Source organism: Pseudomonas sp. CF161, assembly GCF_000416215.1.
Classification (GTDB): domain Bacteria; phylum Pseudomonadota; class Gammaproteobacteria; order Pseudomonadales; family Pseudomonadaceae; genus Aquipseudomonas.
This window is the reverse complement of record NZ_ATLP01000091.1, coordinates 37,497-52,783: the sequence shown is the minus strand read 5'-3', so window position 1 is coordinate 52,783 and position 15,287 is coordinate 37,497. Positions and strand designations below refer to the sequence as shown.

Below are 15,287 nucleotides of genomic sequence, written 5' to 3'. Positions count from 1 at the left end.
GGTTTACTCCTGGATCACCGAGTCGATTTCTTCGGCCATCAGCAGCGAATCACCCGAGTAGCGCTCGAACTTGACCCGACCAAAACCCGGGGCGTACCACGCTTCCATGCGCCCGCCTTCGAACTCTGCGCTCAGGTGGCAGGTGTTGCTGAAGGTGCGGTCCTTGTAGTCGATCTTGGTCGCCAGGTCTTCGAAGCCGACAAAGGTGTAGTCGCTGAACCCTTCGTACTCCAGCGGGGTGCTGGTCTCGTCGGCATGGTTTTCCAGCTTGCCGCTGCCGCTGAGCTTGAACTTGGCGCCCGGCGCCGCCTTGCCCGGGAACTCCGGTGCCTTGCTGTAGGACTCGGTCATCAGCGGCGCCTTGGCGTCGCCGCCCATGGCGGAGATCCCGTAACGCACGTTGCCCAGCAATTTGCGGCCGCTGGCGTCGTAGAAACTAGCAGAGCTGACGCCCCCTTCGGACTGGGTCACCGCAATCGCGTCCTGACCCATGAACTTGGCTTTTTCGATGCTGACCGTGGTGCGTTCGGCGCCGAAGGAAACACCGGGCTTGAGGCTGAAGCACGCGGCGAAATCAGGGGCAGCGCTGGCCTGGGAAGAAATGGCGACAGCACTCAGGACGAACGCGGCACGCAGAAGTTGAGAAGACATTGATTTCCTTTCTTTGTCAGAACGAAACGGGTCCGTTGCGCACCCGAATCCTTGGGAATGGAGACTCCGCGCCCCAGGCGAAAAAAACGCCCGGGGGTGAGCGGCGCGGAATATAAACCACTTGCGCGGGCGCCGCCATGCGCACGTGGCACTTTGCCCCGGTGCTGGGGCGCGCTCAATCCATCAGCTGTTCGCGCAGGAACTCGATCAGGGCCTGCACCGGGCGCGAACCCTGGCGATGCTGGGGGTAGACCGCCGACAAGGTCAGGGGCTCGGGCTCGAAGTCTTCCAGCACCCGCACCAGGCGCCCATCCTGCAGCGCCTGGCCGACGATAAAGGTCGGCAGGTAGGTGATGCCCAGGTCGGCGACGGCGGCGTCCTTGAGCAACTCGCCATTGTTGACCCGCATACGCCCGCCGACGTTGATGTTCATGGCCTTGCCCTTGACCTGGAAGCGCCACTGCACCTGGCGCCCGTGACCATAGGGCAGGCAATCGTGGCCGCTGAGTTGCTCGGGGTGTTGCGGCACGCCACGGCTGGCCAGGTAGCCCGGGCTGGCGCAGTAGACGCGCTTGATGGTGGCGATGCGGCGCGCGATCAGGGTCGAGTCTTCAAGCACGCCGATGCGCAGCACCAGGTCATAACCTTCGCTGAGCAGGTCCACCGGACGGTCACTGAGGTCGACCTCCACCGACACCTGGGGGTAGCGCTGCAAAAACAACGGCAACAGGCACCCCAGGTGCGCCAGGGCGAACGACAGCGGCGCACTCAGGCGCAGGGTGCCGCGCGGTTCGCTGTTCTGCCCGGCAATGCCCTGCTCCACCTCCTCGACCTCGCCCAGCAGGCGCAGCGCCGACTCGTAGTAGCTCTGGCCCAGGGGCGTGACGTCGAGGCGCCGCGTGGAGCGGTTGAGCAGGCGCACCCCCAGGCGCTCCTCGAGCTGCATCAGGCGGCGACTGACGAACTGCTTGGACAGCCCCAACTTGTCGGCCGCGGCGGTGAAGCTGCCGGAGTCCATCACCTGGCAAAAAATACGCATGTCTTCAAACGGGTTCATTGTCACGCCTCGGTTGACAGTCAAACGCTTTATAGCGGCTTTTTCACATTTAGGCATCAGATTAATCTGAGCACAGGTTGTCGCTGAGACCCTTCACACCACAGCGCAACCCATTGAATAAACAACTAAAAACTCAATTGATCGAAAGGATTGCCCCCCATGAACACTCTGCAAAAAGTCCTGGCCACCAGCCTCCTCGCCCTGTCCGTAAACAACGCCTTCGCCGCCGGCAGCCCGGGGGTGGAGCACCAGACCCAGGCCTTCCTCGACACCCTGGCCGCCGGGGGTGGCAAGCCGCTGGAGCAACTGAGCCCCAAGGACGCCCGCGCAGTGCTCAGTGGGGCCCAGGCTTCGGTCAAGGTCGAGCTGTCCGGGGTCGAGGTCAGTTCACGCAGCATTCAGGTGGCCGGGCAGCCGGTGCAGCTGAAAATCGTGCGCCCGGCCAAGGTGCGGGGTGAGCTGCCAGTGTTTATGTTCTTCCACGGTGGCGGCTGGGTGCTGGGGGATTACCCGACCCACGAACGGCTGATCCACGACCTGGTGCTGGGCTCCGGCGCGGTGGCGGTCTACGTCGACTACAGCCGATCGCCTGAAGCCCAATACCCGACGGCGATCAACCAGGCCTACGCCGCCACCCGCTGGGTCGCCGAGCACGGCCGGGAAATCGGCGTCGACAGCCGCCGCCTGGCGGTGGCCGGCAACAGCGTCGGCGGCAATATGGCGGCGGTGGTGGCGCTGATGGCCAAGGAGCAGAAGACCCCGGCCCTGCGCTTCCAACTGCTGCTGTGGCCGGTGACCAACGCCCGCTTCGACAGCCCGTCGTACCAGCAATTTGCCGAAGGCCACTTCCTGACCAGGGGCATGATGAACGGGTTCTGGGACAGCTACACCAGCAACCCGCAGCAACGCGCCGAGATCCACGCCTCGCCGCTGCAGGCCAGCATCGAACAGCTGCGCGGCCTGCCGCCGGCCCTGGTGCAGACCGCCGAGTTCGACGTGCTGCGCGATGAAGGCGAAGCCTATGCACGCAAGCTGGACAGTGCCGGGGTCGCGGTCACGGCGGTGCGCTACAACGGCATGATCCACGACTTCGGCCTGCTCAACCCGCTGAGCAGCATTCCCGAAGTCCAGGCCGCGGTCCGCCAGGCCGCCGCCGAACTCAAGGCCCACCTCAACTGAGCCACGCCCGAGCCGGGCCGTCGACTTCGCGGTCGCCTGCCCGGCGCCTTTTTGCCCTCCTTTCGTGCGGTGCCGCCATGACCTTTCTCGCTCATCACCTGTTGCTCTGGAGTGCCTGCCTGCTGCTGGTGGACGCGCTGTTGTGGCACCTCGCGCCCTTCGCGCAACGCCTGCCACGGGTTGCCCTGCGCCTGGCGCTGTTTCTGGGGTACAGCGCGCTGATCATCAATGCCGGCGTCAGCCCGTTGCAGGCACAAGGCTGGCCCGACAACAACGTGCTGCAACTGGGCGCCACGGCGCTGGCAATCATCTGGTGGCTGTACGCCGCGCGGGTGCTGACCGAGCTGATCGGCCTGGTGCTGATCCGCCGTATCGGCCATAGCGGCCGCCTGTTGCAGGACGTGATTGGCGCCCTGGTGTTCCTGGTGGCGATTGTCGCGGCGGCCGGGTATGTCCTGGAGCTGCCGGTCAAGGGCTTGCTGGCGACGTCCGGGGCCATGGCGATCATTGTCGGCCTGGCCCTGCAAAGCACCTTGAGCGATGTGTTCAGCGGCATCGTGCTCAACACCACCAAGCCGTATCAGGTGGATGACTGGATCATGATCGACGGCGTCGAAGGCAAGGTGCTGGACATCGACTGGCGCGCCACCCACCTGCTGACCAGCGTCGGCACCACGGCGGTGATTCCCAATTCGGTGGCGGCCAAGGCCAAGCTGGTCAACCTCAGCCGGCCGAGCAACCGGCACGGGGTGTCGATCAGCATCAAGGTGCCCAATCACATTCGTCCACGGCGGGTGCTGGACGCCCTGGAGCGAGCCTTGCAGGGCAGCAACAGCCTGCTGCTCGATCCGCCGCCCAAGGTGCTGCTGAAGGAGGCCGGCGAAAGCCTGTCGGAGTATGTCGCCAGCGGGTTTATCGCCGAACTCGGGCAGAAGGGTCAGGTGCGCAATCAGTTGTTCGACCTGGCGCACCGGCACCTGGAGGCCGCCGGCATTTCGCGCCAGCCCGAAGGTTTCGCCGAGCCCAGTTCCAGGGCCAGGGTCTTGCTGGATGAGGTGAAGGTCTTTCGTTCCCTGGATGGTCATGAACGGGACCTGATGGCCCAGGCCATGACGCCCCGGCAGTACGCCGCCGGCGAAGTGATCCTGGAACTGGACGAAGTGCCCGAGGCCCTGCTGGTGATCGCCACCGGTGTGGTCAGTGCCACCGTGACCGAGGGCAACCGCCAGGTCGAAGCCGGACGCATGGGCCCCAGCGAAGTCATGGGCGAACAGAGCATCCTCGCCGACACCCCGTCCCAGGCCCGCTTCACCGCGCTGACCTCCTGCATCGTCTACCGCCTGGACAAAACCCTGACCCGCGATTGCATGGCCCAGCGCAAAGAAGTGAACAGCGCCCTGAACAAACTCCAGGCCGTACGCCAGCAAAGCAGCCGCTCGGTGCTGCTGGGCAAACCCATCGACACCCGCAAAAGCGGCTTCCTCGGCTGGTTGCAGAAACGCGGTTGAGGATGGGGCAGCGGCTACAGCGGGCACAAAAAAACCGCTTGCCTGGGGTGGGCAAGCGGTTGGGGGCCGACGCTTACTTGGTGGTCAGCGCGGTGTAGCTGTTCATCAGGTTGCGGTAGTTGGGAATGCGCTGGGACAGCAGGTTGCCCAGGCCTTCGATGTCGTTGCGCCAGTCGCGGTGCAGTTCGCAGGCCACCGAGAACCAGTTCATCATCTGCGCGCCGGCCGCGGTCATGCGCGCCCAGGACGCCTGCTGCACGGTTTCGTTGAAGGTGCCGGACGCATCGGTCACCACGAACACATCAAAACCTTCCGCCAGCGCCGACAGGGTCGGGAACGCCACGCAGACGTCCGTCACCACCCCGGCGATGATCAGTTGCTTGCGCCCGGTGGCCTTGATCGCCTTGACGAAGTCTTCGTTGTCCCAGGCATTGATCTGGCCTGGGCGCGGAATGTACGGCGCGTCCGGGAACATCTCCTTGAGCTCGGGCACGATCGGGCCGTTGGGGCCCTGCTCGAAGCTGGTGGTGAGGATGGTCGGCAGCTTGAAGAACTTGGCCAGGTCCGCCAGGGCCAGCACGTTGTTCTTGAATTCGTTGGGCGAGAAATCCTGCACCAGCGAGATCAGGCCGGTCTGGTGATCGACCAACAGCACCACGGCGTCATCTTTGTTCAAGCGTTTGTAAGTCATGGGTCACTCCTTGGGGGGCTTGGGTTCGGGAAAATCGGGTTCAAAAGGCAAAGCACGAGCAGCCGAACGCGCCCCAGAAACCCTGGAAGTCGCTGACCGGCACATTGGACAGGCGCGCCCGCTCATGGCTGTGGGCATGCACGCCGCACGGGCCGCTGCACTGGTGCACCTGGGCCTGCAACGGCGAGGTCGGACGCCAGTGGCCCGGAACCTTGACCACCGGCGACCAGTCCGGCAGCACCGGCACGCGGGTCGGCGCCAGGTCCTCGAAGTCACCGGCGCCGTACACCACCTTGCCGCCGACCACGGTCAGCACCGACTCGATCCACTTGATGGCCTCTTCGTCGACGCTGAAAAAGTCCGCCGACAGCGCCGCCATGTCCGCCAGCTGGCCGACCTTGATCTGGCCTTTCTTGCCCTGCTCCGAGGAGAACCAGGCGCTGCCGTGGGTGAACAGTTCCAGGGCGGTCAGGCGTGGCAGGCCCTCGGCGTGCAGCTCCAGGCCGCCGACGGTGCGCCCGCTGACCATCCAGTACAGCGAGGTCCAGGGGTTGTAGCTGGAGACCCGGGTGGCGTCGGTGCCCGCGCCCACCGGCACGCCTTCGGCCAGCATGCGCTTGATCGGCGGCGTGGCCTCGGCGGCCTTGGCCCCGTAGCGCTCGACGAAGTATTCGCCCTGGAACGCCATGCGGTCCTGGATCGCGATGCCGCCGCCCAGGGCCCGCACGCGCTCGATGTTTTTCGGGGTGATGGTCTCGGCATGGTCGAAAAACCAGGGCAGGCCGTTGAACGGGATGTCGCGGTTGACCTTCTCGAACACGTCGAGCATGCGCGAGATCGATTCGTCATAGGTGGCGTGCAGGCGGAACGGCCAGCGCTGCTCCACCAGGTGGCGCACCACCGGCTCCAGCTCCTGCTCCATGGTCAGCGGCAGGTCGGGACGGGGTTCGAGGAAGTCTTCGAAATCCGCCGCCGAGAACACCAGCATCTCGCCGGCGCCGTTGTGCCGCAGGTAATCGTCGCCCTGGTGCAGGGTGACGCTGCCGGTCCAGTTCTTGAAGTCGCTGAGTTCTTCCTTGGGCTTCTGGGTGAACAGGTTGTAGGCGATGCGCACCGTCAGTTGCTGGTCCTTGGCCAACTGCTCGATCACCGCGTAGTCGTCGGGGTAATTCTGGAAACCGCCACCGGCGTCGATGGCGCTGGTCAGGCCCAGGCGGTTGAGCTCGCGCATGAATTGCCGGGTCGAGTTGACCTGGTACTCCAGGGGCAGCTTGGGCCCCTTGGCCAGGGTCGAATACAGGATCATCGCGTTGGGCCGCGCCACCAGCATGCCGGTGGGATTGCCGTTGCTGTCGCGCACGATCTCGCCGCCGAGCGGGTTGGGCGTGTCTTTGGTGTAGCCCGCGACACGCAGGGCGGCGCGGTTGAGCAAGGCGCGGTCATACAGGTGCAGGACGAACACCGGGGTGTCGGGGGCGGCCTGGTTCAACTCCTCCAGGGTCGGCATGCGCTTTTCGGCGAACTGGAATTCGTTCCAGCCGCCCACCACCCGCACCCACTGCGGGGTCGGCGTGCGGTCGGCCTGGTCCTTGAGCATGCGCAAGGCATCGGCCAGGGATGGCACGCCTTCCCAGCGCAGCTCCAGGTTGTAGTTGAGGCCGCCGCGAATCAGGTGCAGGTGCGAGTCGTTGAGCCCGGGGATCACCGTGCGCCCCTTGAGGTCGATGACCTGGGTGCCACTGCCGCGCAGGGCCATGGCCTGGGCATCGGTGCCCACGGCAACAAAGCGCCCCTGGCTGATGGCGACGGCACTGGCCCGGGGATTTTCGCGGTCCACGGTATGGAATTGGCCATTGAACAGAATCAGATCGGCGTTCATCGGGTTTCCTTGTAAAGGTGATGAGGCAAAAGACAGCCGTGGCCAGAAAGCCGCCGCGGCGCTGAGCAACGAGCCGGCCGCCAGTAGCTGGCGGCGCCGTGGATCGCTCGGGTCATCCTTGCTGGCCATGCTCGGGCTCCAGGTGTTCATGGGCGCTGGAGGCCTGCAGCCAGGGCGCGAACAGCCGGGTGGCGGCCGGCATCAGCAGGTAGACCACCAGCAACACGATAGTCAGGGTCACCACAAAGGTGCTGACCAGGTAGTTGGAAAGCCAGGGATGCAGGCGCAGCACCGGGCCCCAGAGCAGCGGGATCAGCAGGGTCAGCGGCAGGATCACGCACAGGGTCACCACCGCCTGTTTCCAGCGCGGCGGCGGTGTGGCCGCATCGGCCAGGGGGGCGAACCAGAATTCATTGACTGCGGCGACCTCGGTCTGGTCGCCATCGGCCAGCATCGGCGCGGCCTGGTTGATCAGTGCCAGGCGTTGCGGGGAGTCGAGCCAGCGCTGCATGGCGTCGGTCGAGCAAAAGCGCAGCACGCACGTGAAGTGCGCCAGCCCGCCCAGCCGGCCGCGCACCACATCCACCCCCAAATGCCCCGGCCATTGCCCGGCCACCCGCACAATGCCGCGCAGCCAGGCTTCGTAGTCCGCCTCGTGGCCGGCCTTGATCCGGTGCTTGACCACCAGGGTCACGACTTCATCCAGGCCCGGCCGCGGCTGGGGCATGGCGGGTTCGGCAATCCGTTCAGACATGGCGCAGTACTCCACTGAAACGTGAATTGAGCGCCAGGCGCCCGGGGCCGGCGATCAGCACGCTGGTAAACAGGATCAGCAGCAGCCAGGCGAACTGGCCCTGCTCCAGGCTCCAGTCCGGGTGCACCAGCAGCAGCGCCACCGCCAACAGCAGCAACACCGGTAGGCAGGCCAGGCGCACCAGGACACCGGCGACGATCAACAGCGGGCACAGCACCTCGGCGAAAATCGCCAGGGACAGGGTCAGGTGCGCGCCGAGGTGGAACGGGTCCTCGATGCGCGACAGTTCGGCGCTGTAGTGCAGCCACTTGGGCACGCCGTGGACCCACAGCAGAAACAGCGCGGCACTGACCCGCAGGAACAACAGGCCAACGTCCTGGGCCCGCGCCTCGCCGGTTGAGCCCGTCATTGCTCGAACACCATTGGATACCCCTCCCCGGGCTGAGTTGTTTGATCGAGCACCCAGTGTGCGACCCATTGCCGCAGAAAAATTGCATGTACGTGCTCTCTTTCCCAGAACCGAGTCCTGCGGGATGGCCTCGCCCTCCGTAGCCGCTGCCGAGCCCGCGAGGCTGCGCTGGCCGGGACAGGCATCGTGAGCAGTCAGGTGAGATGAGGCGGCCTTGAGGGACAGCGTCCGAACGCGGCCCGAGCCTAGCGGGAGCGGCTACAGATCAATTGCCTCTAACGAGATAAGCCATGTTATTCACGCAATCCACACGGCTGGCACAGATCAGCAGCCCCTTGGGGCCGGATGTTCTGCTGCTGAAAAACATGGGCGGCGGCGAGGAGCTGGGGCGGCTGTTCGACTACGAGCTGCAACTGACCTCGAACGACGCCGCCATCGACCTCAACCAGCTCCTGGGCAAGCCCATGAGCCTGAGCCTGCAACTGAGCGACGGTGGCGAGCGGCACTTCCACGGCATCGTTTCCCGCTGCAGCCAGAATGTCGACCTGGGCCAGTTCGCCAGCTACCAGGTGACCCTGCGTCCCTGGCTGTGGCTGCTCAGCCGTACCTCCGACTGCCGGATTTTCCAGAACCTGAGCATCCCGCAGATCATCAAGCAGGTGTTTCGCGACCTGGGTTTCTCCGACTTCGAAGACGCCCTCAGCCAGCCTTATCGCGAGTGGGAATACTGCGTCCAGTACCGGGAAAACAGCTTCGACTTCGTCAGCCGGCTGATGGAACAGGAAGGCATCTACTACTTCTTCCGCCATGAAAAAGACCGCCACGTGCTGGTCCTGGCCGATGCCTACGGCGCCCACAGCACCGTGCCCGGCTACGACTCGGTGCCCTACTACCCGCGCGACGAGCAGCAGCGCGAGCGCGACCACATCTTCGACTGGCACCTGGCGCAGGAAGTCCAGCCCGGCTCCCTGGAACTCAACGACTACGACTTCCAGCGCCCCAGCGCGCGGATCGACGTGCGCTCGGCCATGCCGCGCCCGCACACCGCTGGCGACTACCCGCTGTACGACTACCCCGGGACCTACGTCCAGAGCCAGGACGGCGAACACTACGCGCGCACCCGCATCGAGGCCCTGCAAAGCCTGCACGAACGGGTCGAACTCAGCGGCAACGCCCGCGGCCTCGGCGCCGGCCACCTGTTCAGCCTCAGCGGCTTCAGCCGCCAGGACCAGAACCGTGAATACCTGATCGTCGGCGCGCGCTACTCCATCGTCCAGGAAAGCCTGGAGTCAGGCGGCGGCGGTGGCGGCGCGCAGTTCGAAAGCGGCCTGACCTGCATCGACGCCCAGCAAAGCTTCCGGCCCCTGGCCGACACCCACCAGCCCGTCGTCAAAGGCCCGCAGACCGCCATCGTGGTCGGCCCCAGCGGCGAGGAAATCTGGACCGACCAGTTCGGCCGGGTCAAGGTGCACTTCTACTGGGACCGCCACGACCAGTCCAACGAAAACAGCTCCTGCTGGATCCGTGTCTCCCAGGCCTGGGCCGGCAAGAACTGGGGCTCGATGCAGATCCCGCGGATCGGCCAGGAAGTCATCGTCAGCTTCCTCGAAGGCGACCCCGACCGCCCGATCATCACCGGCCGCGTGTACAACGCCGAGCAGAGCGTGCCCTACGACCTGCCCGCCAACGCCACCCAGAGCGGCATGAAAAGCCGCTCCAGCAAAGGCGGCTCCCCGGCCAACTTCAACGAAATCCGCATGGAAGACAAAAAGGGCCTGGAGCAGCTGTACATCCACGCCGAGCGCAACCAGGACATCGTGGTCGAGGTCGATGAAAGCCATTCGGTGGGGCATGACCGGAACAAGAGCGTGGGCCGTGACGAAACCGTCACCATCGGCTCGACCCGCCTGCGCGCGGTGGGGGAACTGGACATCCTGGTGGTCGGCGGCAAAAAGACCGACAGCATCAGCCAGAGCTATATCATCGAGGTCGGCGAGAACCTGCGCCTGGTCTGCGGCGAGAGCGTGCTGGAATTGAACGCCAGCGGCCAGATCAACCTCACCGGCAAACAGATCAGCTTCTATGCCTCGGGCGATGCCGAATTCAACACCGGCGGCGTGCTGCACCTGAACAACGGCGGCAGCGCCGGCGCGAGCCCGGAAGGCCAGGGCATCAAGGGCAGCATCGATGCCAGCGTCAACGCCATGTTTCCCAAGCCCAAGGGCAACCCCTAACCAGAGCCCAGCGCCATGTCCTATCGCCTCAACGAATTCCAATTCGCCCTGCCGCCCAGCGAGCTGCTGGACGCGTCGATCAATATCCTCAAGTTCCCGGAGCTGGGCACCTCGCTGATCGTCAGTCGCAGCCTGCTGGCCGAGGGTGAAACCCTGCAAGGCAGCTTCGACAGCCAGCTGAAGAAACTCGAACAACAGGTCCAGGAACTGCGTTACCAGCCCGGGGTGGCGGTGCGTGTCGGTACGGCGCAAGAGGTCGATGCCCTTGAGCTGCGCAGCCAGTTCAACAAGGGCAATGAGCGGGTGTTCCAGTACCAGCTGGCCCTGGTCCTGCCGGGCACGCGCAAGATGCTCGCCCTCAGTTACGTCAAGGCCCAGCCCCTGGACGATACCGATGCCGCACACTGGGCCAGCATCAAGGGCTCCCTGAATTTCGACGGACCTCAGTGACGAGCGCCCTGCATGTCTGACGCACTTTTGTGGGCCGCCCGCCTGGGTGACGGGCTCGAACACAGCTCGATGATGGCGGACATCCTCAGCGGCGTGCTGGAGGTGGCGGCCAACGTCGCGATTACCGCCCTGGCCACCGCCGCCGTGGTGGCCGCGACTGGCATCACCGTGGCCACCGGCGGGCTCGGCGCCTGCCTGCTGGGCGCAGTGGTGGGGGTGATCGTCGGGCTGGCCATGAGCAAGACCGGGGCCGACAAAGGCCTGACGAAAATGTGCGACTGGATGGGCAATGCGCTGTTCCCCCCCTCCGTGCAGGCCACCATCCTCAGCGGACACCCTGACCAACAACATTCCGGCCGCCCGCGCTGCGGGCACCGTGCCCTCCCACGTCGCCCCGTCGGGCACGCCGGAAAGCGCAGAACCGCCCGCGCCGGAGTCGCCAGAATCGGCGCAGGCTGCGGCCGAAGAGCCCGGTTTCCTGGACATGGCCAAAGGCTTCTTCTCGCAGATGTGGCGCCCCACCGTCGCCACCCCCGCCCCCGGCGCAGAACCCAAGCCGCTGGACCTGGTGACCTGCATGAAGCATCCACCGATGCCGCCGCAGTTTCTCGCCGAAGGCTCGGAAAAAGTCACCATCAACGGCCAGCCCGCCGTGCGCAGCGGCGACCGCAGTACCTGCGACGCCAAAGTCGTCGCCTCCGGCATGGTCTCGTCCAACGTCACCATCGGCGGCGGCTCGGTGGTGGTGCGCGAAATCCGCAGCGGCAAGACCCCAGGCGTAGGCCTGGCCGTCACCGCGCTGATGATGCTCAAGGGCGGCAAAGGCGCGTTCAAGTCCAACCTGCCGTGCATGTTGCTGGCGGGGGTCAATTCGTTTGTGGTCAGCCAGGCCATGGGGGCGCTGGCCAATGCGGTGGTGGGTTCGCCGAACCCGGTGCATGCGGCGACTGGGGCCAAGGTGCTGGGGGGCGATGACGACCTGGATTTTGCCCTGCCGGGGCTGATTTCCATCGATTGGCAGCGTGTCTACAACAGCCGGGACCAGCGTTGTGATGGACTGTTCGGCACGGGCTGGAGCGTACCTTATGAGGTGAGCGTGCAGATCGAAGGGCACGCCGAGGGTGGCGAACGGTTGATCTATACCGATGAGCAGGCCCGCCGCATCGACTTGGGTTCGATTCCTCTGGGCGGCGCGGTTTTCAGCCCGGGCGAAGGGCTGTGCGTGCGCCGCCATGGCAATGGACAACTGCTGATTGAAAGTGACGATGGCCTTTATCGCCTGCTCGAGCCCAGCCTGCTCAACCCCGACTACCTGCACCTGAGCCAGCTCGGCGACCGCAATGAAAACCGCCTTTATTTCGACTATGACGGTACCGGGCGCCTTGTGCGCATACGCGACACCTTCGACCTGATACAGGTCGAACTGGCCTACAGCGAGCAATGGGCAAATCGAGTTGAAACCATCGAGCGCCTGTACCCCGATCAGCAACGGGAAGTACTCGCGGCTTATCACTACGACGCCCAGGGCAACCTGTGCGCAGTACTCGACCCGCAGGGCCAGGTGCTGCGACGCTTTGCCTATGACCAAGGGCAGCGGATGGTGGAACACCAGTTGCCTACCGGACTGCGTTGCTTTTATCAGTGGGCCTGTGTGGATGACGTCGAATGGCGGGTGGTCAAGCATTGGACCGACGATGGTGAGCAGTACCTGTTCGACTACGACCTGCAGGCAGGCATCACGCGCATCGCCGACGGTTTACAACGCGTCAGCCTGCGCAGATGGAACCCGCAACATCAAATTATCGAGTACACCGACAACCTGGGGCAGACCTGGCACTTTCAATGGAACGAAGAGCGCCAGTTGCTCGGCGCCACCGACCCACTGGGTGGGCAGTATCAGTACAGCTATGACGAAGCTGGAAACCTGAGTGAGACGGTCGACCCCCTCGGCCACCGGGACTCGACGCTCTGGCTTGAGCACTGGTCGCTACCGCTGGTGGAAACCGACGCGGCGGGCAACAGTTGGAGCTACCGCTACGATCCGCGCGGTAACTGCATCCAGCAGACCGATCCATTGGGGCATGTCACGCGCTACCGACATGACGCCCATGGGCAGGTGGTGGAAATCATTGATGCGATCGGCAAACGCAAAACCCTGCAATGGAACGACCAGGGGCAGGTAATCAAACATATCGATTGCTCAGGCTACCCAACGTCGTTCACCTACGATCGGCGAGGTCATATGCACGTCATCACCGATGCCCTCGGTGAACGGGTGGAATACCAACACGATGCTCGGGGCCGAATTCTTCAGAGCCAACTGCCCGATGGCCGGGTGGAGCAGTTCCAGCGTGATTCCATCGGCCTGCTGACACGCTATCTGGACCCCGCCGGGCATACGACCGGGTACCAATACGACCAACGTGGCCATGTGCGTCAGCGCGTCGACGCCCACGGCCGGCAGGTGCAATTCGCGTACGACAACTACGGTCGCCTCCAGGCACTCACCAATGAAAACGGCGAACGGTATCGCTTTAGCTGGGATGCCGGCGACCGGCTCACCGAACAACAAGACCTGGACGGCAGCGCCCGCCACTATTCATACAATCCGCTCAACGCTGTCACCCAGGTCGAGCTGACCCCTGCGCCCGCCGGAAACCATGAAGGGGGGCTAGAGCCCCCGGTCAAACCCATTGTCCACCAGCTGGAGCGCGATGCCCTCGGCCGGCTGCTGGCCAAGGTGACGGACGACGGACGGACCCAATACAGTTATGACCCGCTGCACCAACTGACTCAGGTGCAATTCACCGATAACGGCGGAAACCAGCAGACTCTCGGCTTTGCCTACGATGCCCTGGGCCAGTTGCTGGCCGAGGACAGCCAGGCCGGTAGCCTGCAGCACCACTATGACGAACTGGGCAATCTGATTCAGACGCAGCTACCGGACGGTCGTTGGATCAATCGGCTTTACTACGGCAGCGGCCATTTGCACCAGATCAACCTCGACGGACAGGTCATCAGTGACTTCGAACGCGATCGTCTGCATCGCGAGGTGCTGCGCACCCAAGGGCAAATCAGCACTCGCAGCGAATATGACCGAAACGGCCGGCTGCGCTCGCGCATCACTCGCCCGAATCATCAACCTGGGGCACTGCCAGCTTCAGCACAGAAGCAGTTCGACTTCGACCCCAGCGACAAACTCATCGGTCGCATGGAACGTGATGCCAGCGGCCAACATCGACAATTGCTGCACTACGATGCCACCGGCAGGATTATCGCCAGCCAGGACAGCTCCCATAGGCAAAACGAAACCTTTGCCTACGATGCCGCCGCCAACTTGCTTGATGGCCCCGCGCAATCCGCAGGGCTGGTGGTGCACAACAAACTCCTGACCTATCAGGACAAGCGCTACCGCTACGATGCCTTCGGCCGCATGATCGAAAAAATCAGCAGCCATCGAGGGCGACAGCGCTTTGCCTACGATGCCGAACATCGGCTGATCGAGGTCCGGAACCAGGGCCCGCACGGCGAAGATGTCGTGCGCATGACCTACGATCCGCTCGGCAGGCGAATCGAGAAAACACAGCACGATACTCACGGTTTTCCTCTTGGCGAAGTCCGTTTCCACTGGGACGGCATGAGGCTGCTGCAAGAGCAGCGACACACTCGGACCAGCCTCTATCTCTACAGCGACGACGGCTATGAGCCCTTGGCCCGCATAGATGGCAGCGGCGACCTGCAGAAAGTCCGCTACTACCACAACAATGTGAATGGGCTGCCCGAACAGCTCACAGAGACCGATGGCCACCCGGTGTGGCAGGCCCAATATCGAATTTGGGGCAACACCTCTGCGGAAAGCCGCGAAGCGTATTACATCGAAGAACAGAATCTGCGCTTTCAAGGGCAGTACCTGGACCGCGAGACGGGTCTGCACTACAACACCCTGCGCTTCTACGATCCGGACATCGGACGCTTCACGACGCCAGACCCAATAGGGTTGGCCGGCGGTCTGAACTTCTATGCCTATGCACCCAATCCATTAACCTGGCTCGACCCTCTGGGCCTGGCAAAATGCCCAGAGCGCTCGGTCAACGGTACGAAAATTCATGGCACCGGGCAGGTAGACAAGACTCCCGGACATAATCAGTTCTCCGAGGCCATCGCGAACAAACTGGCCATGAGCGGAAAATTCAAAGCCATTTATTTGAACCGCACCTACAGCCTCGCCAAGGGCAAAGGCACATCCGCACGACGTCCTGATGTCATGGCGATCGATAAGAACGGAAAGGTGCACTCAATCGAATTGGCCTCTAAAACCGATATGGGCAGCAAGTTGCCAACCCTGACCTCACGTAACGCGGCAGCCATGAAAAACCTGCCCGCCAATGAGCGCGGAAAAATATTGGTAATCGATCATCCTTACGACGCACCGAGCATGAAGTCCATGCTCGACAATCTAATTTCAGGTATTTAGG

At 63.9% G+C, this 15,287-nt stretch carries 10 protein-coding genes and 1 pseudogene; 5 read left to right on the top strand and 6 right to left on the bottom strand.

Annotated features, from left to right (window positions below; all coding sequences use genetic code 11):
* Nucleotides 1-3 precede the first annotated feature (3 nt).
* A complete protein-coding gene (locus CF161_RS19390) occupies nucleotides 4-651 on the bottom strand; it encodes a hypothetical protein (protein WP_020298298.1) in 648 nt (215 codons plus the stop codon).
* Nucleotides 652-826: 175 nt separating this feature from the next.
* On the bottom strand, nucleotides 827-1,708 hold the full coding sequence (locus tag CF161_RS19385) for a LysR family transcriptional regulator (protein ID WP_020298297.1): 882 nt from the start codon (nucleotides 1,706-1,708) through the stop codon (nucleotides 827-829).
* 159 nt (nucleotides 1,709-1,867) lie between these two features.
* On the opposite strand from CF161_RS19385, the gene CF161_RS19380 reads away from it, so the two are divergent.
* Nucleotides 1,868-2,887 carry an alpha/beta hydrolase gene (locus tag CF161_RS19380; protein ID WP_020298296.1) on the top strand — a complete coding sequence of 340 codons (1,020 nt, stop codon included), beginning with the start codon at nucleotides 1,868-1,870 and terminating at the stop codon, nucleotides 2,885-2,887.
* A gap of 77 nt (nucleotides 2,888-2,964) precedes the next feature.
* A complete protein-coding gene (locus tag CF161_RS19375) occupies nucleotides 2,965-4,395 on the top strand; it encodes a mechanosensitive ion channel family protein (protein WP_020298295.1) in 1,431 nt (476 codons plus the stop codon).
* Between the two features lie 73 nt (nucleotides 4,396-4,468).
* Here CF161_RS19375 and ycaC read toward each other — a convergent pair whose 3' ends face one another.
* The 4 genes from ycaC to CF161_RS19355 all read right to left on the bottom strand — a co-directional run bounded on the left by ycaC (nucleotide 4,469) and on the right by CF161_RS19355 (nucleotide 8,128).
* On the bottom strand, nucleotides 4,469-5,086 hold the full coding sequence (gene ycaC / locus CF161_RS19370) for an isochorismate family cysteine hydrolase YcaC (protein ID WP_020298294.1): 618 nt from the start codon (nucleotides 5,084-5,086) through the stop codon (nucleotides 4,469-4,471).
* Nucleotides 5,087-5,126: 40 nt separating this feature from the next.
* Nucleotides 5,127-6,965 (bottom strand): amidohydrolase, encoded by a 1,839-nt coding sequence (locus CF161_RS19365; protein ID WP_020298293.1) that lies wholly within the window; start codon nucleotides 6,963-6,965, stop codon nucleotides 5,127-5,129.
* 112 nt (nucleotides 6,966-7,077) lie between these two features.
* On the bottom strand, nucleotides 7,078-7,719 hold the full coding sequence (locus CF161_RS19360) for an antibiotic biosynthesis monooxygenase (protein ID WP_020298292.1): 642 nt from the start codon (nucleotides 7,717-7,719) through the stop codon (nucleotides 7,078-7,080).
* On the bottom strand, nucleotides 7,712-8,128 hold the full coding sequence (locus tag CF161_RS19355) for a DoxX family protein (RefSeq protein WP_020298291.1): 417 nt from the start codon (nucleotides 8,126-8,128) through the stop codon (nucleotides 7,712-7,714). Before CF161_RS19355 ends, CF161_RS19360 begins: the two co-directional genes overlap by 8 nt.
* 290 nt (nucleotides 8,129-8,418) lie before the next feature.
* On the opposite strand from CF161_RS19355, the gene CF161_RS19350 reads away from it, so the two are divergent.
* The 3 genes and pseudogenes from CF161_RS19350 (at nucleotide 8,419) to CF161_RS19340 (ending at nucleotide 15,286) form a co-directional block, all read left to right on the top strand.
* A complete protein-coding gene (locus CF161_RS19350; RefSeq protein ID WP_020298290.1) occupies nucleotides 8,419-10,362 on the top strand; it encodes a type VI secretion system Vgr family protein in 1,944 nt (647 codons plus the stop codon).
* Between the two features lie 15 nt (nucleotides 10,363-10,377).
* Entirely contained in the window at nucleotides 10,378-10,812 is a 435-nt protein-coding gene (locus CF161_RS19345; protein ID WP_020298289.1) for a DcrB-related protein, read from the top strand.
* Nucleotides 10,813-10,824: 12 nt separating this feature from the next.
* Nucleotides 10,825-15,286 (top strand): annotated as a pseudogene (locus CF161_RS19340) (RHS repeat-associated core domain-containing protein).
* Nucleotide 15,287 lies beyond the last annotated feature (1 nt).